This is a genomic window from Enterobacter sp. 241F3 (assembly GCF_034106785.1).
GTDB lineage: Bacteria > Pseudomonadota > Gammaproteobacteria > Enterobacterales > Enterobacteriaceae > Enterobacter > Enterobacter vonholyi.
Genome location: NZ_JAWNDD010000001.1, coordinates 980,286 through 1,000,286, shown reverse-complemented (window position 1 = coordinate 1,000,286; position 20,001 = coordinate 980,286). Strand labels below are relative to the sequence as shown.

Here is a 20,001-nt window from a genome sequence, read left to right as displayed (position 1 = left end):
TCGTTGACGAGTAATGGGGCTATCATAAAAGTGTCAACTTAAGGAAACCTTAAACGAAGACGATATGTGCTTTATTTCTGTTTATCCTCGATAAATCACTATCTCGGGCTGCGGCATTTCATTACACTCGTCGCGATTTTGTCATTATAAAGAGATTGCATGTTAAACCGTTCTTCTTCTGGTTCACGTCTGGGTCGTCAGGCGTTGCTTTTCCCTCTGTGTCTGGTGCTCTACGAATTTTCTACCTATATCGGCAACGATATGATCCAGCCCGGTATGCTGGCCGTGGTGGCGCAGTACAACGCCGGAATCGAGTGGGTACCGACCTCCATGACCGCCTATCTGGCCGGCGGCATGTTTTTGCAGTGGCTGTTAGGCCCGCTGTCGGATCGTATTGGCCGCCGTCCGGTGATGCTGACGGGCGTGGTGTGGTTTATCGTCACCTGTCTTGCCACGCTGCTGGCGCAAAACATTGAACAATTTACCCTGCTGCGCTTCCTGCAGGGGGTGAGCCTGTGCTTTATCGGCGCCGTGGGGTATGCCGCCATCCAGGAATCGTTTGAAGAGGCGGTGTGTATCAAAATTACCGCGCTGATGGCGAACGTGGCGCTCATTGCCCCCTTACTCGGGCCGCTGGTGGGTGCCGCGTGGGTGCATATAGCGCCATGGGAAGGGATGTTTGTGCTGTTTGCCGTTCTCGCCGCCATCGCGTTCTTTGGTCTGCACCGGGCGATGCCGGAAACGGCCACCCGCATCGGCGAGAAACTCTCGCTGAAAGAGCTGGGTCGGGATTATAAAGAAGTGCTGAAGAATGGCCGCTTTGTGGCGGGCGCGCTGGCGACCGGGTTCGTTAGCCTGCCGCTGCTGGCGTGGATCGCCCAGTCTCCGGTTATTATCATCAGCGGCGAAAAGCTCAGCAGCTATGAGTATGGTCTGCTGCAGGTGCCGATCTTTGGCGCGCTGATTATCGGGAACCTGGTGCTGGCACGTTTGACGTCACGCCGCACCGTGCGTTCGCTTATTATCATGGGCGGCTGGCCGATTGCGGCAGGGTTGATTCTGGCGGCGGTGGCGACCGTCGCGTCATCACACGCTTATCTGTGGATGACGGCGGGACTGAGCATCTACGCCTTCGGGATTGGCGTGGCCAACGCCGGTCTGGTGCGCCTGACGCTGTTCGCCAGCGAGATGAGTAAAGGCACGGTCTCCGCGGCGATGGGGATGCTCCAGATGCTGATTTTTACCGTCGGTATCGAGGTGAGCAAGCATGCCTACGCGATGGGCGGCAACGGGCTGTTCAGCCTGTTTAACCTCGCCAACGGCGTGCTGTGGGTTGCCCTGATGGTGGTGTTCCTGAAAGACAAGCGCGTCGGAAACGCCCTGCAACCTTAACTGTTTATTCCCTCTCCCTGTGGGAGAGGGGTAGGGTGAGGGCACCAGACCGCACGGTGTTAATTAAACGGTGCCTCTCCATCCAGCACCTTATCAATCACATCCAACACGCCTTCATCGTTATTGTGCGGCGCTTCAAAACGCGCCGCCGCTTTGATATGCGGTCTGGCATTCGCCATCGCAAAGCTGAACCCGGACTGGCGCAGCATCTCCACGTCGTTGCCGCTGTCGCCGAAGGCCACCACTTCGCTATCGGCTATGCCCCAGCGCTTTTGCAGGATCCGCAGGCCGTTTGCTTTGTGCACGCCGGGGATGATCAGGTCGATACTGCCGTGACCGGTGGTGACGGGCACCATGATGTCACTCAGCTTTTCATGCAGCAGCGCCTGAATACGCGGAATTTCATCGTCAGACACGTTGAGCCCGAACTTGAAGAAAATATCGTTCAGGTTGTCGAAATCGCTGACCATTTCCAGACGGTGATAGTACTTCGCCGCGATACCCTTAAAACCTTCGTCATAGCACTTCAGCGTGTAGGCGCTGCTCTTGCCGCAGGCGATAATCTCAATGCCGGGAACGTCGCTTAACACGTTCGCAACGGTCTCGAAATGGGCTTTCGACAGTTCACCGTTAAAGACGTCTTCACCCTCACTTACGACCCAGCCGCCGTTTTCGGCGACGAATGAAATTTCATGCGCAATCTCCGGGAAAAAGGAGATCAGCTGGTAGAACTGGTTGCCGCTGGCGACCACGAAGCGAATGCCTTGCGCCTTCATGCGGGCGTACTGCGCCAGAAAGCGCGGGCGATTGTAGGTCTTGGCATCGCTCAGGAATGTGCCATCCATGTCGACGGCGATCAGTTTAACGCTCATATCCCTTCTCCAGTGTCGTTTGATTCGTTTCCGGCTTTGCCACCGCGCGCGCCACCAGCGCCGCGATGATGACCAACCCTAACACCACCAGCATGGCGCTGCGCAGTCCGTAGTGCTCGCCGAGGAAGCCAAGCAGCGGCGGCCCGACCAGGAAGGCGAGATAGCCCGTGGTTGCCACCACGCTGACGCGCGTCGGGGCATCCGGGCCGGTATCGCTGGCGGCTGAAATGGTAAGCGGAAAGCCGAGCGACGCACCCAGTCCCCAGAGGATCACCGAGACCCCGGCAATCCAGTCCACATCGACAAATATGATCATCGCGATACCCAGGCCGCCCAGCAGGGCGCTGGCGCGCACCACCGCTACGCGGCTGCAGCGGTCGATAAACCAGCCGCCGGTGAAGCGCCCGACGGTCATCCCCAGCGTAAACCCGGCGTAGATCAGCGAGCCGGAGGTCGGGCTAAAGCCGTGACCGTCTACCATCAGCAGCGGCAGCCAGTCGTTGGCGGACCCTTCGGCGAAGGCCATAGCCAGCACCACCACGCCGATCAGCATCAACTGGAAGTCGCGGTAGAAGGGCAGCCCTTTTTCGGCCGAGTGCTGTTCGTCAGCGGAGTTCTTACCTGTGCCGTCCGGGATCGCCCGGATGCCGGTCAGAATCGGAATGATGCACACCAGCGCTGCCAGCAGGATATGCAGATTGGCGCTCACGCCAGTGGCCGTCAGCGCCATTCCCACGCCCGCACCGGCCAGCGTGCCGAGGCTGTAAAAACCGTGCATCATCGGCAGCACGGTTTTGTTCATCTCACGCTCGACAGCCGCTCCTTCAACGTTGATGGCAACTTCCGCCGAACCGAAGCTGCCGCCAAATACCGTCAGCCCCAGCGCAAACAGCACCGGCGAGGCAAACCACAGCGCGACGCTGAGCACGATCATCCCGAACACCGCGAAGCACATGGTGGTGCGGATCACCGCCCGCGTACCGAAGCGCTTCACCAGCCACGCGGAGCAGAGGATGCCGCTCATGGAGCCTATCGACAGGCCAAACAGCACGATACCCATCTCAGCTGTAGAGACGGACAAAATGTCGCGAATGGCGGGGGTGCGCGTGGCCCAGGAGGCCATCAGCAGACCGGGAATAAAGAAGAACATAAACAGCGCCCACATGCGGAGCTGCAGGGCTTTGCGGGAAGAGGTCAGCGTCATTGGGGTAGCACCAGAAGTACAACAATAGCGACAACACTAGCAAGTTTGTGTACATTTGTACACAAACCAGGTGAGGAAATGATGAGCAGACCACCCAACGATCCGCATCGCCGGGAAAAAATCCTGCAGGCGACCCTCGACACCATTGCTGAACACGGTATTCACGCCGTCACGCACCGGAAAATCGCCACCTGCGCGGGCGTGCCGCTGGGGTCGATGACCTACTATTTCGACGGTATGGAGCCGCTGCTGGAGGAGGCCTTCACGTGGTTTACCCGCCAGATGTCGCAGCAGTACCGGGATTTCTTCGCGGGCGTCACCGGGCCGGAAATGGCGTGCGAATCCATTACCACCCTGATCCACAGCTCGCAGGTGACGACGCCGCACAACATGGCGCTGATGTATCAGCTTTACGCTTTTATGCACCGCAGCGCGGCGCTCAAAACGGTAATGCAGGACTGGATGAAGATGAGCCAGACAACGCTCGAGCAGTGGTTCGACCCGGTCACCACCCGCGCGCTGGATGCCTTTATTGAAGGAATGACGCTGCACTACGTCACCGACCGGGCGCCGCTATCCCGCGAAGAGATCCGGGCGATGGTGGGGAGAATTGCGGGCGAGGGGAACCCTTAGGTATCGCTCGCCCTGCTAGTTTTACCTGCGCTCGATTTTATTCCCGCTGGCGTCAACCACCGCTTCGCCATCTTCTTTCGTAAATGCCCCTTTCTGTGCGTCCGGCAGGATGTCGAGGACGACTTCAGACGGGCGGCACAGGCGAGTGCCCAGCGGCGTCACGACGATCGGACGGTTAATCAGAATCGGGTGTTGCAGCATAAAATCGATAAGCTGGTCGTCGGTGAAGCTGTCTTTGGCCAGGCCGAGCTGTTCGTAGGGCTCCACGTTTTTACGCAGCAGATCCCGCACCGAGATCCCCATATCGGCAATCAGGGTTGTCAGCTTATCGCGCGACGGCGGGGTTTCCAGATAGTGGATAATCTCTGGCTCCGTACCGCTGTTGCGGATCATCTCCAGCGTGTTGCGCGACGTGCCGCAGGCGGGGTTGTGGTAGATAGTGATGTGGCTCATATCAGTGGCTCATTACAGTGTGAAGGAGAGACGTAGCGCCAGCGCGGCGAGCGTCACAAACAGGACCGGCAGCGTCATGATGATGCCCGTCCGGAAATAATAGCCCCAGCTAATCGTCATGTTTTTCTGCGCCAGCACGTGAAGCCAGAGCAGGGTGGCAAGGCTGCCGATAGGCGTGATTTTCGGCCCCAAATCGCAGCCAATCACGTTGGCGTAAATCATTGCTTCCTTGATCAGTCCTGTCGCCGTACTGCCCTCAATGGAGAGCGCGCCAATCAGCACCGTGGGCATATTGTTCATTATTGATGACAGGAACGCGGTGATGAACCCGGTTCCCAGCGTGGTGGCCCACAGCCCTTGCCCGGCCAGGCTATTCAGTACGCCTGAGAGATATTCCGTCAGCCCGGCATTGCGCAGGCCATACACCACCAGATACATCCCCAGCGAGAAGATCACGATCTGCCACGGTGCGCCGCGCAGCACTTTTCCGGTATTTATCGCATGTCCGCGTTTTGCAACGGCAAACAAAACCAGCGCGCCCGCAGTCGCAATGGCGCTGACCGGAATACCCAGTGGCTCCAGCACAAAGAAACCGACGAGAAGAAGGAGCAGCACGATCCAGCCCGTTCTGAAGGTCGGGAGGTCGTGAATGGCCCGCGCGGGCTCGCGGAGTTTTGCCAGGTCATATTCCGGGGGAATTTCCTTGCGGAAGAACAGATGCAGCATCACCAGCGTTGCGGCAATCGCGGCGATATCAACGGGAATCATTACCGAAGCGTATTCGCTGAACCCCAGCGTGAAGAAGTCTGCGGAGACAATGTTGACCAGGTTCGACACAATCAGCGGCAGGCTGGCGGTATCGGCGATAAAACCTGCCGCCATCACAAACGCCAGCGTGGCCCGCTTGCTGAACCCCAGGGCCAGCAGCATGGCGATAACGATAGGGGTCAGGATCAGCGCCGCACCGTCATTGGCAAACAGTGCCGCGACGGCTGCGCCCAGCAGCACGATATACGTAAACAGCAATCGTCCGCGGCCGTTCCCCCAGCGGGCAACGTGCAGTGCCGCCCACTCGAAAAAGCCGGACTCATCCAGCAGCAGGCTGATGATGATGACGGCGATAAACGTTGCCGTGGCGTTCCAGACGATATTCCACACAACCGGAATATCGTTTACGTGAATCACGCCGCTGGCGAGCGCCAGTACGGCACCAATAGTCGCGCTCCAGCCGATGCTAAGCCCTTTGGGCTGCCAGATGACCAGTACCAGCGTAAACAGAAAAATAGCCCCTGCCAGAAACATCTGTTACTCCGTTATATCTGTTTTTGTGAATGTGTTTTGCTTAGCACAAGCCCGGAAGTCGGTTTTTCAGCTTCATGCGCGTCTCTTCCCGCAGGCAGTTCCAGCTGTTGTCGATAATCGTTGCCGCCCACGCGGGCATGTTGGGAGAGAGACGGTAATAAACCCACTTACCCTCGCGACGGTCGATAACCAGCCCGGATTCCCGCAGCAGTGCCATGTGGCGGGAGACCTTAGGCTGCGATTCGGCGGTTGCGGAGCAGAGATCGCAGACGCACAGCTCGCCCGCTTCGCGGAGCAGCATGGCGATGGCGAGCCGCGTTTCGTCAGAGAGGGTTTTGAAGAGCTGGAGCGGGTGGAGCATGGATGTTCCTGAAGGTGTAATTTTATATGCGTTTAATCATATATGTTTTGGTGGCGGGCGAGAAGAAAATATTAGAGGGTGGGGAACTTCAGACAACAAAAAACCCATCAACCTTGAACCAAAACGGCGGGGTTGATGGGCTCCACAAATTGGGGACATCAAAGAAAAGCAGTGGCACTAGTTATGACTGCCCCCTGATAAAAAAGTTCTGCGCGTAACAAAAATATTTTCCGCCACGCGCATTCTTAGGAGTTATCCGAGTCCGGGCCAGATGATGATAATCAGCGTACCCGCCAGCGTCAGCAGCACGTTAGCGATAGCATACGTGCCCGCATATCCCAGCGCCGGGATGTTGCTGCGCGCGGTGTCGCTGATGATTTCCATGGCCGGGGCACAGGTACGCGCCCCCATCATCGCCCCGAAGAGCAGGGCGCGGTTCATGCGCAGCACGTAGGCGCCGAACAGGAAGCAGATCACCACCGGCACCAGGCTGACGATAAGTCCGGAAACCAACATTTGCCAGCCGACGGCGCCCAGACTGTGGCCAATGCCGCTGCCCGCGCTTAAGCCCACGCCCGCCATAAAGACCATCAGACCGAACTCTTTCACCATGTTCAGCGCGCCCTGCGGAATGTAGCCGAAGGTAGGATGGTTCGCTCGCAGGAAGCCTAGCATGATACCGGCGAACAGCAGCCCGGCGGCGTTACCGATGCCGAAGCTAAAGTTGCTGAACTGGAAGGTGATCATCCCGATCATCAGGCCAACAATAAAGAAAGCGCAGAAGGCCAGCAGGTCGGTGACCTGGCTGTGAATGGAGATAAAGCCGATGCGGTCGGCCACGGTTTTCACGCGTCGGGCGTCGCCGCTGACCTGCAGCACGTCGCCTTTGTTGAGCACCACGTTGTCGTCGATAGGCATCTCAATCTGACTGCGGATCACGCGGTTGAGGAAGCAGCCGTGGTCGGTCAGCTTCAGCTGCGCCAGGCGGCGGCCCACGGCATTATGGTTTTTCACCACGATCTCTTCGGTGACGATGCGCATGTCGAGCAGGTCGCGGTCGAACACCTCTTTGCCGTTACGGAAGCTCGGGTCGAGACGGGCGTGGGCGTCCGGGTAACCCACCAGCGCGATGTCGTCGCCCATCTGCAGCACCGCGTCGCCGTCCGGGTTCGCCAGAATGCCGTTGCGGCGGATACGTTCGATGTAGCAGCCCGTCTGGCGATAAATCCCCAGCTCGCGCAGATTTTTGCCGTCAGCCCAGGCAACCAGCTCTGGCCCGACGCGATAGGCGCGGATCACCGGGAGATAGACTTTACGTTTGGAGTCGGTATCCAGACCGCGCTCGCGGGCGATTTGCTGGGCGCTGGTCTGCAGATCCTGATGCTGCAGTTTTGGCAGATAGCGTGCGCCGACAATCAGGCTCACCAGACCAATCAGATAGGTCAGGGCATAGCCCAGGCTCAGGTGGTCGAGTGCGGCAGAAAGCTGTGCGCCGGCCATGCCGGAATGACGCAGGGTATCACCGGCACCCACCAGCACCGGGGTGGAGGTCATCGAACCTGCCAGCATACCGGCCGTTAACCCGATATCCCAGCCAAACACTTTACCCAGCCCTAACGCGATCAGCAGCGCGCTGCCGACCATCACCAGCGCCAGCATCAGATAATTTTTGCCGTCGCGGAAGAAAATTGAAAAAAAGTTCGGTCCCGCTTCCACGCCAACACAAAAAATAAACAGCATAAAACCTAAGTTGAGCGCGTCCGTGTTAATGCTGAAGTGCTGTTGACCTAATAATAAGGAAACGACTAAAACGCCAATGGAATTACCAAGTTGAACTGAACCCAGGCGCAATTTACCCAGGCAAAGGCCCAGCGCCAGTACCACAAATAATAACAGGATGTAATTCCCATTTAACAAGTCTGCGACGTTTATATTCACGGAGGCTAACTTCTTGTTTACCAGTAAGTTGTTGAATGAAAGGACTATTTGGGCTACTGTTTTCTGGGTCAGGGAAAGGCGTTAACGCTCCCTGTTTCCTGCTTTATTCCCTAAAACATTAGCTGGCGTGTAGTTTAATCGCATTAGCTACTGACAGCTACCTATTATCGCATCACCCTGTGCGTACTTTGGCAAGGATTGCCGCATTGCTTTATCTGACCGGGCGTCTACCCGACGAAGCTGTATTTGATAGAGATAAGTCAGGAGGATACTTTGAACATTAAACGAAACTGGGCGGGGGTGATCAGCTGCTTTTTGCTGTTTACCGTCGTGTGCATGTCGCTCGCTTTTAATCTGAAAGGGGCATTCAGGGCTGCCGGACACCCGGAGCTGGGGCTGCTCTTTTTTACCCTGCCGGGAGCGGCAGCCAGTTTTCTTTCCCGTAAAGGGGAAGTGGTCAAGCCGCTAATTGGCGCCATGCTGGCGGCACCGCTGTGTCTGCTGCTGATGCGCATGCTGTATGTTTCAACGCGAAGTTTCTGGCAGGAGCTGGCGTGGTTGATGAGCGCCGTATTCTGGTGCGCCCTTGGCGCGCTCTGCTACTTATTTGTGCGCAGTCTGCTTCAACGCCGACGGCACCACAAATAAAAACGCCCTCTCGGTGAGGGCGTCCTTTCATTACTGGGCAGCAAACAGGCCCAGGTGCTCTTTGGCGTAAGCTTCGAAGTCCGTGCAGCCGCCGATGTGTTTCTGATCGAGGAAGATCTGCGGTACGGTTTCAACCGGCTTACCGACGGTTTTTTCGAGATCCGCTTTCGTGATGCCTTCCGCGTGGATATCCACGTAGCGGAAGTTGAAGTCATCGCGCTCTTCGGTCAGTTTCTCAGCCAACTCTTTCGCGCGTACACAGTATGGGCACCCTGGACGACCAAAAATTACTGCAAACATTTCTCTCTCCTCAAAAAACAAGCCTGACGGCGAATGACACGTATAGTGCCCCATAACCTGTCGTCATAAAAGAAGGTTTCGCCTGTCGTTATAATATCTATGAGCTATGTTTCGCCAATTACACCGCGCATATCATTGCCTATACTGGCTGCCATACGTATTAAGCAAGACAAAGAGAGACAAGATGACGCCAACCATAGACCTGCTCCTTTCCCATCGTTCCATTCGCCACTTCACCGATGAGCCGATTACCGATGCGCAGCGCGAAGCGATTATTAACAGCGCAAGGGCGACTTCAAGTTCCAGCTTCCTGCAGTGCAGCTCCATTATCCGCATTACCGACCCGGCCATGCGTGAACAGCTGGTGACGCTGACCGGCGGGCAGAAGCATGTGGCTCAGGCAGCCGAGTTCTGGGTATTCTGCGCCGACTTTAACCGCCACCTGCAGATCTGCCCTGAGGCCGAGCTCGGGCTGGCCGAACAGCTGCTGTTGGGCGTGGTGGATACCGCGCTGATGGCGCAAAACGCCTTTACGGCGGCGGAGTCGCTGGGATTAGGCGGCGTCTACATCGGAGGCCTGCGTAACAACATTCAAAGCGTGACGGACCTGCTGAAGCTGCCAAAACACGTGCTGCCGCTGTTTGGCCTGTGTCTCGGCTGGCCGGCGGATAACCCGGATCTGAAGCCGCGTATTCCCGCGGCGATGCTGGTGCACGAAAACCACTACCAGCCGGTCGATCAGGACGTCCTGAATCAATACGATGAAGAGCTGGCGAACTACTACCTGACGCGCGGCAGCAATAACCGTCGCGACACATGGACTGACCATATTCGCCGCACCATCATTAAAGAAAATCGCCCGTTTATTCTTGATTATCTGCACAAACAGGGCTGGGCTACGCGATAGTCCATTTATCCTGCGCCTGCCTGCGTATATGATACGCAGGCTTTTTCCATGTCTTCAGAGAGGTGCAGGGTGAAAATTGCCATATTGTCCCGGGATGGAACGCTCTATTCATGTAAGCGTCTTCGAGAAGCGGCGGCGAAACGCGGACATCAGGTTGAGATCCTCGACCCGATGTCCTGCTATATGAACATTGACCCTGCCGCCTCGTCGATTCACTACAAAGGCCGCAAGCTGCCGCACTTTGATGCGGTGATCCCCCGCATCGGCTCCCAGATAACCTTTTACGGCACCGCTGCATTGCGCCAGTTCGAGATGCTGGGCAGCTATCCGCTCAACGAATCCGTCGCCATTTCACGCGCCCGCGACAAGCTGCGCTCGCTGCAGCTGCTCGCGCGCCAGGGGATCGATCTTCCCGTCACCGGGATTGCCCATTCACCGGACGACACCAGCGATCTGATCGACATGGTGGGCGGTGCCCCTTTGGTGATCAAGCTGGTGGAAGGCACACAGGGCATTGGCGTGGTGCTGGCGGAGACGCGTCAGGCAGCGGAGAGCGTGATTGACGCCTTCCGCGGGCTGAATGCCCATATTCTGGTGCAGGAGTACATTGAAGAGGCCAAAGGGCGCGACATCCGGTGTTTCGTGGTGGGAAACGAGGTGGTGGCGGCCATCGAGCGCCAGGCCAAAGAGGGCGATTTCCGCTCTAACCTTCACCGCGGCGGCATTGCCAGAATCGCCGATATCAGCGACCAGGAGCGGGAAATTGCCGTCAAAGCGGCGCAGACTTTGGGGCTGGACGTGGCAGGCGTAGACCTGCTGCGCGCGACGCGAGGGCCACTGGTTATGGAAGTGAACGCCTCGCCGGGGCTTGAAGGCGTGGAAAAAACCACAGGGGTCGATATTGCGGGTAAAATGATCTTATGGATCGAGCGTCATGCGACGCCGGGCTACTGTCTGAAAACGGGTGGTTAAATGGATTACCGCGCGCTTTTTAAGTACCCTATGCGAAGTTTTTATTAAAGAGGCTGCAACGCGATGGATTTACAGGTCGTACCTACACTGGATACGTTACGTCAATGGCTTGATGATGCGGGAATTACGTTTTTCGAATGCGATTCCTGCCAGGCGCTGCATCTGCCTCATATGCAGAATTTCGACGGCATTTTCGATGCCAAAATCGATCTGATTAACGACGTGATCCTTTTCTCCGCGCTGGCCGAAGTGAAGCCATCTGCGCTGCTGGCGCTGGCTTCCGACCTGTCAGCGATTAACGCCAGTTCTTTGACGGTGAAAGCATTTCTTGACATACAGGATGATAATCTGCCAAAACTGGTCGTTTGCCAGTCTTTATTCTCCGGAGCCGGGCTGTCATTCAAGCAGTTCTCATGGTTTATGCGCCTGAGCGAAGAGCAAATTTCGATGGTCATGATGGAAGCCAATGCACACCATCTGCTGTATAGCGCGGAAGATGATGCAGAGAATAATGATGCATCTCCCAATTTTCTTCACTAAGCCTGTCTGACTTTTGCGCAGTCGCTGCCATAGCGGCTGCAGAAGGCCATTTTTTCTGCTGCTTTTAACCTTTCTTTAAAGAATTATTCACCTCCCTGAAGGCCGTTTGGGCTTATCACGTAGACTTAACTTGCATAAAAAATTGATAAAAGGCGTTTTTTCGTCTGGGCTATAGCCGCAGACACGGGCTACAGTTATTCTTGCGATGCTTCAAAAAGCGAGCGGAAGCTGCCGGGTAAAGAGGTTTCTTTTTATTTTGAGCAGAGTGACAAACTATGCATGATTTTTGCATACATTCAGATTGCACAGTTTTAGTTCGTTTGTTAACGAGCTTTCAGAAGGAATAACACTATGATCGCCTTGAATAAAAAATGGTTATCGGGTCTGGTTGCGGGTGCTCTGATGGCCGTCTCTGCCGGCACGCTCGCTGCGGAACAAAAAACGCTGCACGTTTATAACTGGTCTGACTATATTGCGCCGGACACGGTGGCGAATTTTGAAAAAGAGACCGGCATTAAAGTCGTCTATGACGTGTTCGATTCCAACGAAGTGCTGGAAGGAAAACTGATGGCGGGCAGCACCGGGTTTGACCTCGTGGTGCCTTCCGCAAGCTTCCTCGAGCGTCAGCTGACGGCAGGCGTCTTCCAGCCGCTGGATAAGAGCAAGTTACCAAACTGGAAAAATCTCGATCCGGAAGTGCTGAAGCTGGTGGCTAAGCACGACCCGGACAACAAATACGCCATGCCTTACCTGTGGGCGACTACCGGTATCGGCTTTAACGTCGATAAAGTGAAGGCAGCGCTGGGCCCGGACGTCAAGCTGGACAGCTGGGACGTGGTGCTGAAGCCGGAAAACCTTGAGAAGCTGAAAAGCTGCGGCGTCTCCTTCCTCGATGCGCCGGAAGAGATTTTCGCAACCGTGCTGAACTACCTGGGCAAAGATCCGAACAGCAATAAAGCCGATGATTACACTGGCCCGGCGACCGATCTGCTGCTGAAGCTGCGTCCAAACATTCGTTACTTCCACTCATCTCAGTACATCAACGACCTGGCGAACGGCGACATCTGCGTCGCGATCGGCTGGGCAGGGGACGTATGGCAGGCGGCTAACCGTGCGAAAGAGGCGAAAAACGGTGTGAACGTCTCCTACTTCATTCCGAAAGAAGGGGCGCTGGCCTTCTTCGACGTCTTCGCGATGCCGGCTGATGCGAAAAACAAAGATGAAGCGTATCAGTTCCTCAACTACCTGATGCGTCCTGAGGTGATCGCCCACATCAGCGACCACGTTTACTACGCGAACGGTAACAAGGCCTCCGTGCCGCTGGTGAGCGAAGAAATCCGTAATAACCCGGCTATCTATCCGCCAGCGGATGTGTTCGCCAAGCTCTTCACCCTGAAAGTCCAGGATCCAAAAATTGACCGCGTACGTACCCGTGCGTGGACCAAGGTGAAAAGCGGTAAATAACCCTTTGTTACAGGCCGGGCAAGCGAAGTGCCCCCGGCAACAGGCGCACCGTTCTGGTGCGCCTGCACCATGATTTGATTTCTGCCGGAGAGCACCCCGTGAATGACGCGATCCCCCGCCCGCAGGCGAAAGTCCGTAAAGCGCTGACCCCGCTTCTTGAAATTCGTAACCTCACCAAATCTTTCGATGGCCAGCATGCCGTGGACGACGTCAGCCTGACGATCTATAAAGGCGAGATTTTTGCTCTTCTGGGAGCTTCTGGCTGCGGTAAATCGACCCTGCTGCGTATGCTGGCCGGTTTTGAACAGCCCACCGCCGGGCAGATCATGCTCGATGGCGTGGATCTCTCCAGCGTACCGCCGTATCAGCGCCCGATTAACATGATGTTCCAGTCCTACGCGCTGTTCCCGCACATGACGGTGGAGCAGAACATCGCCTTTGGCCTGAAGCAGGACAAGCTGCCGAAGGCCGAAATTACCGCGCGCGTGGCCGAGATGCTGAGCCTGGTACACATGCAGGAGTTCGCGAAGCGTAAACCGCACCAGCTCTCCGGCGGCCAGCGCCAGCGCGTGGCCCTGGCCCGCAGCCTGGCAAAACGCCCGAAACTGCTGCTGCTCGATGAGCCGATGGGCGCGCTGGATAAAAAGCTGCGCGACCGTATGCAGCTTGAAGTGGTCGATATCCTCGAGCGCGTGGGCGTGACCTGCGTGATGGTCACCCACGACCAGGAAGAGGCCATGACCATGGCCGGACGTATCGCGATCATGAACCGCGGGAAGTTCGTGCAGATTGGCGAGCCGGAAGAGATTTATGAGCATCCAACCACCCGCTACAGCGCGGAGTTCATCGGCTCGGTCAACGTCTTCGAAGGGCTGCTGAAAGATCGTCAGGAAGATGGTCTGGTCATCGAATCGCCGGGGCTGCAGCATCCGCTGAAGGTCGATCCGGATAACTCCGTGGTGGATAACGTGCCGGTCTACGTCGCGCTGCGTCCGGAGAAGATCATGCTCTGTGAGGATCCGCCTGCCGATGGCTATAACTTTGCCGTCGGCGAAGTGGTGCACATTGCCTATCTTGGTGACCTCTCCATCTATCACGTGCGCCTGAAAAGCGGGCAGATGCTCAGCGCGCAGTTACAGAACGAACATCGCTACCGCAAGGGGCAGCCGACCTGGGGCGACGAAGTGCGCCTGTGTTGGGATGCAGACAGTTGCGTTGTGCTGACAGTATAAGGAGCGGCCAATGAGTACACTTGAACCTCCAGCCCGCGCAGGCAAACCGGGCGGTTTTGCCCAGTGGCTGACGCGAATGCAGATGAAACACGGCCGCAAGCTGGTGATCGCCATGCCGTACGTGTGGCTGATCCTGCTGTTCCTGCTGCCGTTCCTGATTGTTTTCAAGATAAGCCTGGCGGAAATGGCGCGGGCAATCCCGCCTTACACCAACCTGCTGGACTGGGCCGACGGGCAGCTGACGCTGACCTTAAACCTGGGTAACTTCCTGCAGCTCACCGACGACCCGCTCTATTTCGAAGCCTATCTGCAGTCGCTGCAGGTGGCGGCCATCTCGACGCTCTGCTGTCTGGTGATGGGCTACCCGCTGGCGTGGGCGGTGGCGCACAGTAAGCCGTCGACCCGCAACATCCTGCTGCTGCTGGTAATCTTACCGTCGTGGACCTCGTTCCTGATCCGCGTTTACGCCTGGATGGGGATCCTGAAAAACAACGGCGTGCTGAACAACTTCCTGATGTGGCTCGGGGTTATCGATCAGCCCCTGACGATCCTGCACACCAACCTCGCGGTCTATATCGGTATTGTGTACGCCTATCTGCCGTTTATGGTGCTGCCGATCTACACGGCGCTGACCCGTATCGACTACTCGCTGGTGGAAGCGTCGCTCGATCTCGGCGCCCGTCCGTTAAAAACCTTCTTCAGCGTCATCGTCCCGCTGACCAAAGGCGGCATTATTGCCGGGTCGATGCTGGTCTTTATCCCGGCGGTGGGGGAGTTTGTGATCCCGGAACTGCTCGGCGGGCCAGACAGCATCATGATTGGTCGCGTGCTGTGGCAGGAGTTCTTCAATAACCGCGACTGGCCGGTGGCGTCAGCGGTGGCGATTATCATGTTACTGCTGCTGATCGTGCCGATCATGTGGTTCCACAAGCATCAGCAGAAACAGATGGGAGATCGCGGATGAACAACTTACCGGTAGTGCGCTCCCCGTGGCGAATCGCGATCCTGGTGATCGGCTTTACCTTCCTGTATGCGCCGATGCTGATGCTGGTGATCTATTCGTTTAACAGCTCCAAGCTGGTGACGGTCTGGGCAGGCTGGTCGACGCGCTGGTACAGCGAGCTGTTCCACGATGATGCAATGATGAGCGCGGTGGGGCTAAGCCTGACCATTGCGGCGCTGGCGGCGACCATGGCGTCGGTGCTGGGCACGATCGCCGCGCTGGTGATGGTGCGTTTCGGGCGTTTTCGCGGTTCGAACGGCTTCGCCTTTATGATCACCGCCCCGCTGGTTATGCCGGACGTGATCACCGGTCTCGCGCTGCTGCTTCTGTTCGTGGCCATGGCGCACGCCATCGGCTGGCCGGCAGATCGCGGCATGCTCACCATCTGGCTGGCGCACGTCACTTTCTGTACGGCCTACGTAGCGGTAGTGATCTCCTCGCGCCTGCGCGAGCTGGATCGCTCCATTGAAGAGGCGGCGATGGATCTCGGCGCGACGCCGCTGAAGGTCTTTTTCATCATCACCCTGCCGATGATTATGCCGGCGGTGATCTCCGGCTGGCTGCTGGCGTTTACCCTGTCGCTCGACGATCTGGTTATCGCCAGCTTTGTCTCCGGTCCGGGGGCGACCACGCTGCCGATGCTGGTCTTCTCCAGCGTGCGTATGGGGGTCAACCCGGAGATCAACGCCCTGGCCTCTATCATCCTCGGCGTGGTCGGAATTGTCGGATTTATCGCCTGGTATTTGATGGCGCGCGCGGAAAAACAGCGCGTGCGCGATATCCAGCGTGCAAGACGCGGCTGAAGGATTTAAAATTTCCAGTGATGTGCCGCGCATGACGCGGCACTGTTTTTCAGGGAAGTAAAACATTGGGATTATTAAAAAAATCACGTATTACGCACGCGCGTCCTAACGTACCTGCGCTGGTTCAGGTGGCGGCGCTCGCCATTATTATGATCCGCTGCCTGGACGTGCTGATGATTCTCAACACCCTGGGCGTGCGCGGCATCGGTGAATTCATTCACCGCAGCGTGCAGACGTGGAATCTGACGCTGGTCTTTTTGAGCAGCCTGGTGCTGGTGTTTATCGAGATCTACTGCGCGTTTTCGCTGGTTAAAGGGCGCAACTGGGCGCGATGGGTCTATCTGCTGACGCAAATTACCGCCGCAAGCTATCTGTGGGCCGCCTCGCTGGGGTATGGCTACCCGGAGCTGTTCAGCATCGCCGGTGAATCCAAACGCGAGATCCTGCGCGCGCTATTTATGCAAAAACTGCCGGACATGCTGGTGCTTTTTCTACTCTTCGTTCCGGCTTCCAGTCGGAGATTCTTCCGCCTGCAATAATGTGTATAATCGCAGCCCTCGTGATTTTTAAGGTTTTCATATGCAGTGCGCACTCTATGACGCCGGACGCTGCCGCTCCTGTCAGTGGATAGAACAGCCGGTCCCTCAACAGCTCACCGCCAAAATGGCCGACCTGCAACAGCTGCTGGCAGAACACGCGGTGGGCGAGTGGTGCGCACCCGTCAGCGGCCCTGAACAGGGTTTTCGCAATAAAGCCAAAATGGTGGTCAGCGGCAGCGTAGAAAAACCGCTGCTGGGGATGCTGCACCGCGACGGCACGCCGGAAGACTTAACCGACTGCCCGCTGTATCCCGACTCGTTTGAGCCTGTCTTTGCCGCACTGAAACCGTTTATCGCGCGGGCGGGCTTAACGCCCTACAGCGTGGCCCGCAAGCGCGGCGAGCTGAAATACCTTCTGCTAACGGAAAGCCAGAAAGACGGCGGCATGATGCTGCGCTTCGTGCTGCGCTCTGAAACCAAGCTGGAGCAGCTGCGCGCGGCGCTGCCGTGGCTGCAGGCGCAGCTTCCTCAGCTGAAGGTCATTACGGCAAACATTCAGCCCGTGCATATGGCAATCATGGAAGGGGAGAAAGAGATTTTCTTCACCGACCAGCACGCGCTGGCCGAAAGCTTCAATGGGGTGCCGCTGTGGATCCGCCCGCAAAGCTTCTTCCAGACCAACCCGACCGTGGCAAGCAGCCTGTACGCCGCCGCCCGCGACTGGGTTCGTGCGTTGAACGTTCACCACATGTGGGATCTCTTCTGCGGCGTGGGCGGTTTTGGCCTGCACTGCGCCACGCCGGAGATGCAGCTCACCGGCATTGAGATCTCTGCCGAAGCGATTGCCTGCGCGAAGCAGTCCGCCGCCGAGCTGGGGTTAACGAATCTGCACTTCCAGGCGCTCGACTCCACGCAGTTCGCGACCGGCCAGGGCAACGTGCCTGAGCTGGTGCTGGTCAACCCGCCGCGCCGCGGCATCGGCAATGCGCTGTGCGACTATCTGAGCCAGATGGCACCGGAATACATCATCTATTCCAGCTGCAACGCGCAGACCATGGCAAAAGACATTGCGCAACTACCGGGCTATCGCGTTGAACGCGTTCAGCTTTTTGATATGTTCCCGCACACCGCGCACTATGAAGTGCTGACGTTGCTCGTAAAATCTTAAACAAAATGTGAACTCTTCATCCCGGCGAAATCAGGTAAGCTTACGTCATAAGAAATGAATGAAGGCTTACCCATGAAGCAGATCCTGCTGGTGGAAGACGACCACGATATCGCGGCGCTTCTGCGACTCAATTTAGAAGACGAAGGCTATGCCATCACCCACGAACCCGACGGGGGCAAAGCCCTGCAGCGTCTTGAAGCTCAGACGTGGGACGCGGTGATCCTCGACCTGATGCTGCCCAGCGTTGACGGCCTGGAGATTTGCCGCCGCATCCGTCAGATGACGCGCTACCTGCCGGTGATCATCATCAGCGCCCGCAGCAGTGAAACCGACCGCATCACCGGGCTGGAAACCGGCGCCGATGACTATCTGGCAAAACCGTTCTCCGTGCAGGAGCTGATTGCGCGCATCAAAGCGCTGTTCCGTCGCCAGCAGGCGATGGGGCAGGCGCAAACCGACGGTCAAATTCAGGCTCACGGACTGACCATCGATCCGCTGGCGCGCAGCGTGCTGCTTCACGGCCAGGTGGTGGATCTCACCCCGCGCGAGTTCGAACTGCTCTACTTCTTTGCCCGTCATCCCGGCGAGGTGTTCTCCCGTCTGGCGCTGCTGGAGCAGGTCTGGGGCTACCAGCACGAAGGCTATGAGCACACCGTCAACACCCATATCAACCGCCTGCGCATCAAGATTGAGAAGGACGCCGCCGAGCCGGAGATTATTCGCACCGTCTGGGGCAAGGGCTATAAATTTGCGGAGCCAAATCATGATGCGCCGCTTTAGCCTGAGCCAGCGCCTGACGCTGCTCTTCATCCTGCTGATGATGCTCTGCGCCGCCGTTGCCTGCGCGGTACAGCTCTACAGCAGCATGCAGTACGGTAATGCGATGGTGCAGCGTTTGTCGGGCGGGCTGGCGCAGCAGATCGTTCAGCGCGAACCAATTCTGGACGCGCAGGGCAGGGTCGACAGCAGCGCGCTGAAACCGCTGTTTGGCCGGCTGATGACCTTTAATCCGAGCGTTGAGCTGTACGTTATCTCTCCTGACGGCGATATCCTCGCCGACGCTGCCCCGCTCGGCCATATTCAGCGGCAAAAAATCGATCTGGCTCCGGTGCAGAGCTTCCTGAGCGGCACCGCCATGCCGGTGCTGGGCGACGATCCGCGCAGTCAAAATCAAAAAGTCTTTAGCGCCACGCCGCTGCGGCAGGACGGCGAGCTAAAAGGCTATCTGTACATTATTTTGCAGGGCGAGGAGTCAAATGCTCTTGCGGAGATGGCCTGGCATAAGGCGCTGTGGAGTACCGTCCTGTGGTCACTGCTGTGGGTCGCGCTGTTTGGCCTGCTGGCCGGTTTACTGGTCTGGTACTGGGTCACGCGCCCGGTTAAACAGCTGACGGTGCAAGTCGCCGGGCTGGAGCAAGACAGCATAAGCGCTATAAGACAGCTGGCGGCACAGACGCCGGACGCGGCGGCAAAAGATGAGGTGGCGATCCTGCGCAACAGTTTTATCGAGCTGGCGCGCAAAATCACCCAGCAGTGGGATCGGCTGGCCGACAGCGATCGCCAGCGCCGGGAGTTTATCGCCAACATTTCGCACGATCTCCGCACGCCGCTGACCTCGCTGCTGGGCTATCTCGAAACCCTGTCGCTCAAATCCGCCACGCTGACGCCGCAGGAGCACCAGCAGTATCTCGCCACCGCGCTGCGCCAGGGACAAAAGGTCCGTCATCTTTCGCAGCAGCTGTTTGAGCTGGCGCGCCTGGAGTACGGCGGTATTAAACCCCAGCGCGAGCGGTTCGCGATGGGAGAGCTGATTTCCGACGTGGCGCAGAAGTTTGAGCTCACCGCCCGCACGCGCGAGGTCAACCTGCATATTGACGTGCCGGGGCCGTTGCCGCTGATAAACGCCGATGTGTCGATGATCGAGCGCGTGGTAACCAACCTGCTGGATAACGCGATGCGCCATACGCCTGGCGGCGGGGAAATTCGTCTGGCGGTGTGGCAGGAAAATGAACGGCTGCAGGTCGAAGTCTCCGACAGCGGAGCGGGCGTGGATGCCTCGCTGCGCGACGATTTGTTCCAGCGGCCGTCGGCGCTCAATACTCAGGCGTCGAGAGAGAATCGCGGCGGGTTGGGGCTGCTGATTGTGAAACGGATGCTGGAGCTGCACGGGGGGGGGATCAGGCTGATGGAGGCACAAAAGGGGGCGACATTTCGCTTTTATGTACCGCTTTGAGATGGTGTTTGTAAGAAGTATGATAAAGGAGGATAAC

The 20,001-nt window shown here is 57.5% G+C and carries 22 protein-coding genes; 15 read left to right on the top strand and 7 right to left on the bottom strand.

What is annotated here, in order from left to right:
* The first annotated feature begins 159 nt into the window (after nt 1-159).
* Nucleotides 160-1,392 carry an MFS transporter gene (locus UR504_RS04730; protein WP_274242428.1) on the top strand — a complete coding sequence of 411 codons (1,233 nt, stop codon included), beginning with the start codon at nt 160-162 and terminating at the stop codon, nt 1,390-1,392.
* A gap of 59 nt (nt 1,393-1,451) precedes the next feature.
* On the opposite strand, the gene UR504_RS04725 is transcribed toward UR504_RS04730, so the two are convergent.
* Nucleotides 1,452-2,264, bottom strand: a complete 813-nt coding sequence (locus UR504_RS04725; RefSeq protein ID WP_111963869.1) for a Cof-type HAD-IIB family hydrolase — start codon at nt 2,262-2,264, stop codon at nt 1,452-1,454.
* Nucleotides 2,254-3,468: an MFS transporter gene (locus UR504_RS04720; RefSeq protein WP_302234636.1), complete on the bottom strand. Its 1,215-nt coding sequence runs from the start codon at nt 3,466-3,468 to the stop codon at nt 2,254-2,256. Before UR504_RS04720 ends, UR504_RS04725 begins: the two co-directional genes overlap by 11 nt.
* Nucleotides 3,469-3,549: 81 nt before the next feature.
* Here UR504_RS04720 and UR504_RS04715 point away from each other — a divergent pair, with 81 nt between their 5' ends.
* Nucleotides 3,550-4,101, top strand: a complete 552-nt coding sequence (locus UR504_RS04715) for a TetR/AcrR family transcriptional regulator (RefSeq protein WP_111963929.1) — start codon at nt 3,550-3,552, stop codon at nt 4,099-4,101.
* Between the two features lie 21 nt (nt 4,102-4,122).
* Here the strand turns inward: UR504_RS04715 and arsC are convergent, their stop codons facing one another.
* From arsC to UR504_RS04700, 3 genes are read right to left on the bottom strand one after another with little or no spacing between them, the layout of a single operon-like run.
* Complete coding sequence (arsC, locus tag UR504_RS04710; protein ID WP_271367278.1) at nt 4,123-4,554, bottom strand: glutaredoxin-dependent arsenate reductase; 432 nt, start codon at nt 4,552-4,554, stop codon at nt 4,123-4,125.
* Between the two features lie 12 nt (nt 4,555-4,566).
* Nucleotides 4,567-5,856 (bottom strand): arsenic transporter, encoded by a 1,290-nt coding sequence (locus UR504_RS04705; RefSeq protein WP_302234637.1) that lies wholly within the window; start codon nt 5,854-5,856, stop codon nt 4,567-4,569.
* A gap of 40 nt (nt 5,857-5,896) precedes the next feature.
* The gene (locus UR504_RS04700) at nt 5,897-6,217 is read right to left on the bottom strand and encodes a metalloregulator ArsR/SmtB family transcription factor (RefSeq protein ID WP_302234638.1); all 321 of its coding nucleotides are present in this window, start codon (nt 6,215-6,217) and stop codon (nt 5,897-5,899) included.
* On the opposite strand from UR504_RS04700, the gene UR504_RS04695 reads away from it, so the two are divergent.
* Nucleotides 6,216-6,353 carry a hypothetical protein gene (locus tag UR504_RS04695; protein ID WP_302234639.1) on the top strand — a complete coding sequence of 46 codons (138 nt, stop codon included), beginning with the start codon at nt 6,216-6,218 and terminating at the stop codon, nt 6,351-6,353. The two genes, UR504_RS04700 and UR504_RS04695, sit on opposite strands and share 2 nt — an antisense overlap.
* Nucleotides 6,354-6,469: 116 nt before the next feature.
* On the opposite strand, the gene UR504_RS04690 is transcribed toward UR504_RS04695, so the two are convergent.
* Nucleotides 6,470-8,155, bottom strand: coding sequence for an aspartate:alanine antiporter (locus UR504_RS04690; protein ID WP_115874588.1), 1,686 nt, complete (start codon nt 8,153-8,155; stop codon nt 6,470-6,472).
* Nucleotides 8,156-8,428: 273 nt separating this feature from the next.
* Between UR504_RS04690 and UR504_RS04685 the strand changes: the two genes are divergently transcribed.
* Nucleotides 8,429-8,803 carry an inner membrane protein YbjM gene (locus tag UR504_RS04685; RefSeq protein ID WP_111963875.1) on the top strand — a complete coding sequence of 125 codons (375 nt, stop codon included), beginning with the start codon at nt 8,429-8,431 and terminating at the stop codon, nt 8,801-8,803.
* A gap of 30 nt (nt 8,804-8,833) precedes the next feature.
* Here UR504_RS04685 and UR504_RS04680 read toward each other — a convergent pair whose 3' ends face one another.
* On the bottom strand, nt 8,834-9,103 hold the full coding sequence (locus UR504_RS04680; RefSeq protein ID WP_006809455.1) for a GrxA family glutaredoxin: 270 nt from the start codon (nt 9,101-9,103) through the stop codon (nt 8,834-8,836).
* A gap of 184 nt (nt 9,104-9,287) precedes the next feature.
* Here UR504_RS04680 and nfsA point away from each other — a divergent pair, with 184 nt between their 5' ends.
* From nfsA to UR504_RS04625, 11 genes are all read left to right on the top strand, one after another.
* The gene (gene nfsA, locus UR504_RS04675) at nt 9,288-10,010 is read left to right on the top strand and encodes a nitroreductase NfsA (RefSeq protein WP_111963876.1); all 723 of its coding nucleotides are present in this window, start codon (nt 9,288-9,290) and stop codon (nt 10,008-10,010) included.
* A gap of 69 nt (nt 10,011-10,079) precedes the next feature.
* Nucleotides 10,080-10,982 (top strand): 30S ribosomal protein S6--L-glutamate ligase, encoded by a 903-nt coding sequence (gene rimK, locus UR504_RS04670; RefSeq protein ID WP_111963877.1) that lies wholly within the window; start codon nt 10,080-10,082, stop codon nt 10,980-10,982.
* 63 nt (nt 10,983-11,045) lie between these two features.
* Entirely contained in the window at nt 11,046-11,522 is a 477-nt protein-coding gene (locus tag UR504_RS04665; RefSeq protein ID WP_014169308.1) for a YbjN domain-containing protein, read from the top strand.
* A gap of 351 nt (nt 11,523-11,873) precedes the next feature.
* Complete coding sequence (gene potF / locus UR504_RS04660; RefSeq protein WP_045908435.1) at nt 11,874-12,986, top strand: spermidine/putrescine ABC transporter substrate-binding protein PotF; 1,113 nt, start codon at nt 11,874-11,876, stop codon at nt 12,984-12,986.
* A 98-nt stretch (nt 12,987-13,084) separates the two neighbouring features.
* Entirely contained in the window at nt 13,085-14,218 is a 1,134-nt protein-coding gene (gene potG, locus UR504_RS04655) for a putrescine ABC transporter ATP-binding subunit PotG (RefSeq protein WP_024907855.1), read from the top strand.
* 10 nt (nt 14,219-14,228) lie between these two features.
* On the top strand, nt 14,229-15,182 hold the full coding sequence (gene potH / locus UR504_RS04650; protein ID WP_115874590.1) for a putrescine ABC transporter permease PotH: 954 nt from the start codon (nt 14,229-14,231) through the stop codon (nt 15,180-15,182).
* On the top strand, nt 15,179-16,024 hold the full coding sequence (potI, locus tag UR504_RS04645) for a putrescine ABC transporter permease PotI (RefSeq protein ID WP_100122374.1): 846 nt from the start codon (nt 15,179-15,181) through the stop codon (nt 16,022-16,024). The genes potH and potI overlap by 4 nt, the downstream gene beginning before the upstream one ends.
* Nucleotides 16,025-16,089: 65 nt before the next feature.
* On the top strand, nt 16,090-16,563 hold the full coding sequence (locus UR504_RS04640; protein WP_024907853.1) for a YbjO family protein: 474 nt from the start codon (nt 16,090-16,092) through the stop codon (nt 16,561-16,563).
* 40 nt (nt 16,564-16,603) lie between these two features.
* Nucleotides 16,604-17,731: a 23S rRNA (uracil(747)-C(5))-methyltransferase RlmC gene (gene rlmC / locus UR504_RS04635; RefSeq protein ID WP_115874591.1), complete on the top strand. Its 1,128-nt coding sequence runs from the start codon at nt 16,604-16,606 to the stop codon at nt 17,729-17,731.
* A gap of 72 nt (nt 17,732-17,803) precedes the next feature.
* Nucleotides 17,804-18,511: a response regulator transcription factor gene (locus UR504_RS04630; RefSeq protein WP_115874592.1), complete on the top strand. Its 708-nt coding sequence runs from the start codon at nt 17,804-17,806 to the stop codon at nt 18,509-18,511.
* On the top strand, nt 18,495-19,964 hold the full coding sequence (locus UR504_RS04625; protein WP_302234640.1) for an ATP-binding protein: 1,470 nt from the start codon (nt 18,495-18,497) through the stop codon (nt 19,962-19,964). Before UR504_RS04630 ends, UR504_RS04625 begins: the two co-directional genes overlap by 17 nt.
* The last annotated feature ends 37 nt before the right edge of the window (nt 19,965-20,001 follow it).

Excerpts from the sequence above, each read along its gene's own strand:
- UR504_RS04730 (WP_274242428.1), top strand. The coding sequence starts at position 160 with ATGTTAAACCGTTCTTCTTCTGGTTCACGTCTGGGTCGTCAGGCGTTG.
- UR504_RS04725 (WP_111963869.1), bottom strand. The coding sequence starts at position 2,264 with ATGAGCGTTAAACTGATCGCCGTCGACATGGATGGCACATTCCTGAGC.
- UR504_RS04720 (WP_302234636.1), bottom strand. The coding sequence starts at position 3,468 with ATGACGCTGACCTCTTCCCGCAAAGCCCTGCAGCTCCGCATGTGGGCG.
- UR504_RS04715 (WP_111963929.1), top strand. The coding sequence starts at position 3,550 with ATGAGCAGACCACCCAACGATCCGCATCGCCGGGAAAAAATCCTGCAG.
- arsC (WP_271367278.1), bottom strand. The coding sequence starts at position 4,554 with ATGAGCCACATCACTATCTACCACAACCCCGCCTGCGGCACGTCGCGC.
- UR504_RS04705 (WP_302234637.1), bottom strand. The coding sequence starts at position 5,856 with ATGTTTCTGGCAGGGGCTATTTTTCTGTTTACGCTGGTACTGGTCATC.
- UR504_RS04695 (WP_302234639.1), top strand. The coding sequence starts at position 6,216 with ATGGATGTTCCTGAAGGTGTAATTTTATATGCGTTTAATCATATATGT.
- UR504_RS04700 (WP_302234638.1), bottom strand. The coding sequence starts at position 6,217 with ATGCTCCACCCGCTCCAGCTCTTCAAAACCCTCTCTGACGAAACGCGG.
- UR504_RS04680 (WP_006809455.1), bottom strand. The coding sequence starts at position 9,103 with ATGTTTGCAGTAATTTTTGGTCGTCCAGGGTGCCCATACTGTGTACGC.
- nfsA (WP_111963876.1), top strand. The coding sequence starts at position 9,288 with ATGACGCCAACCATAGACCTGCTCCTTTCCCATCGTTCCATTCGCCAC.
- UR504_RS04665 (WP_014169308.1), top strand. The coding sequence starts at position 11,046 with ATGGATTTACAGGTCGTACCTACACTGGATACGTTACGTCAATGGCTT.
- potF (WP_045908435.1), top strand. The coding sequence starts at position 11,874 with ATGATCGCCTTGAATAAAAAATGGTTATCGGGTCTGGTTGCGGGTGCT.
- potH (WP_115874590.1), top strand. The coding sequence starts at position 14,229 with ATGAGTACACTTGAACCTCCAGCCCGCGCAGGCAAACCGGGCGGTTTT.
- potI (WP_100122374.1), top strand. The coding sequence starts at position 15,179 with ATGAACAACTTACCGGTAGTGCGCTCCCCGTGGCGAATCGCGATCCTG.
- rlmC (WP_115874591.1), top strand. The coding sequence starts at position 16,604 with ATGCAGTGCGCACTCTATGACGCCGGACGCTGCCGCTCCTGTCAGTGG.
- UR504_RS04630 (WP_115874592.1), top strand. The coding sequence starts at position 17,804 with ATGAAGCAGATCCTGCTGGTGGAAGACGACCACGATATCGCGGCGCTT.
- UR504_RS04625 (WP_302234640.1), top strand. The coding sequence starts at position 18,495 with ATGATGCGCCGCTTTAGCCTGAGCCAGCGCCTGACGCTGCTCTTCATC.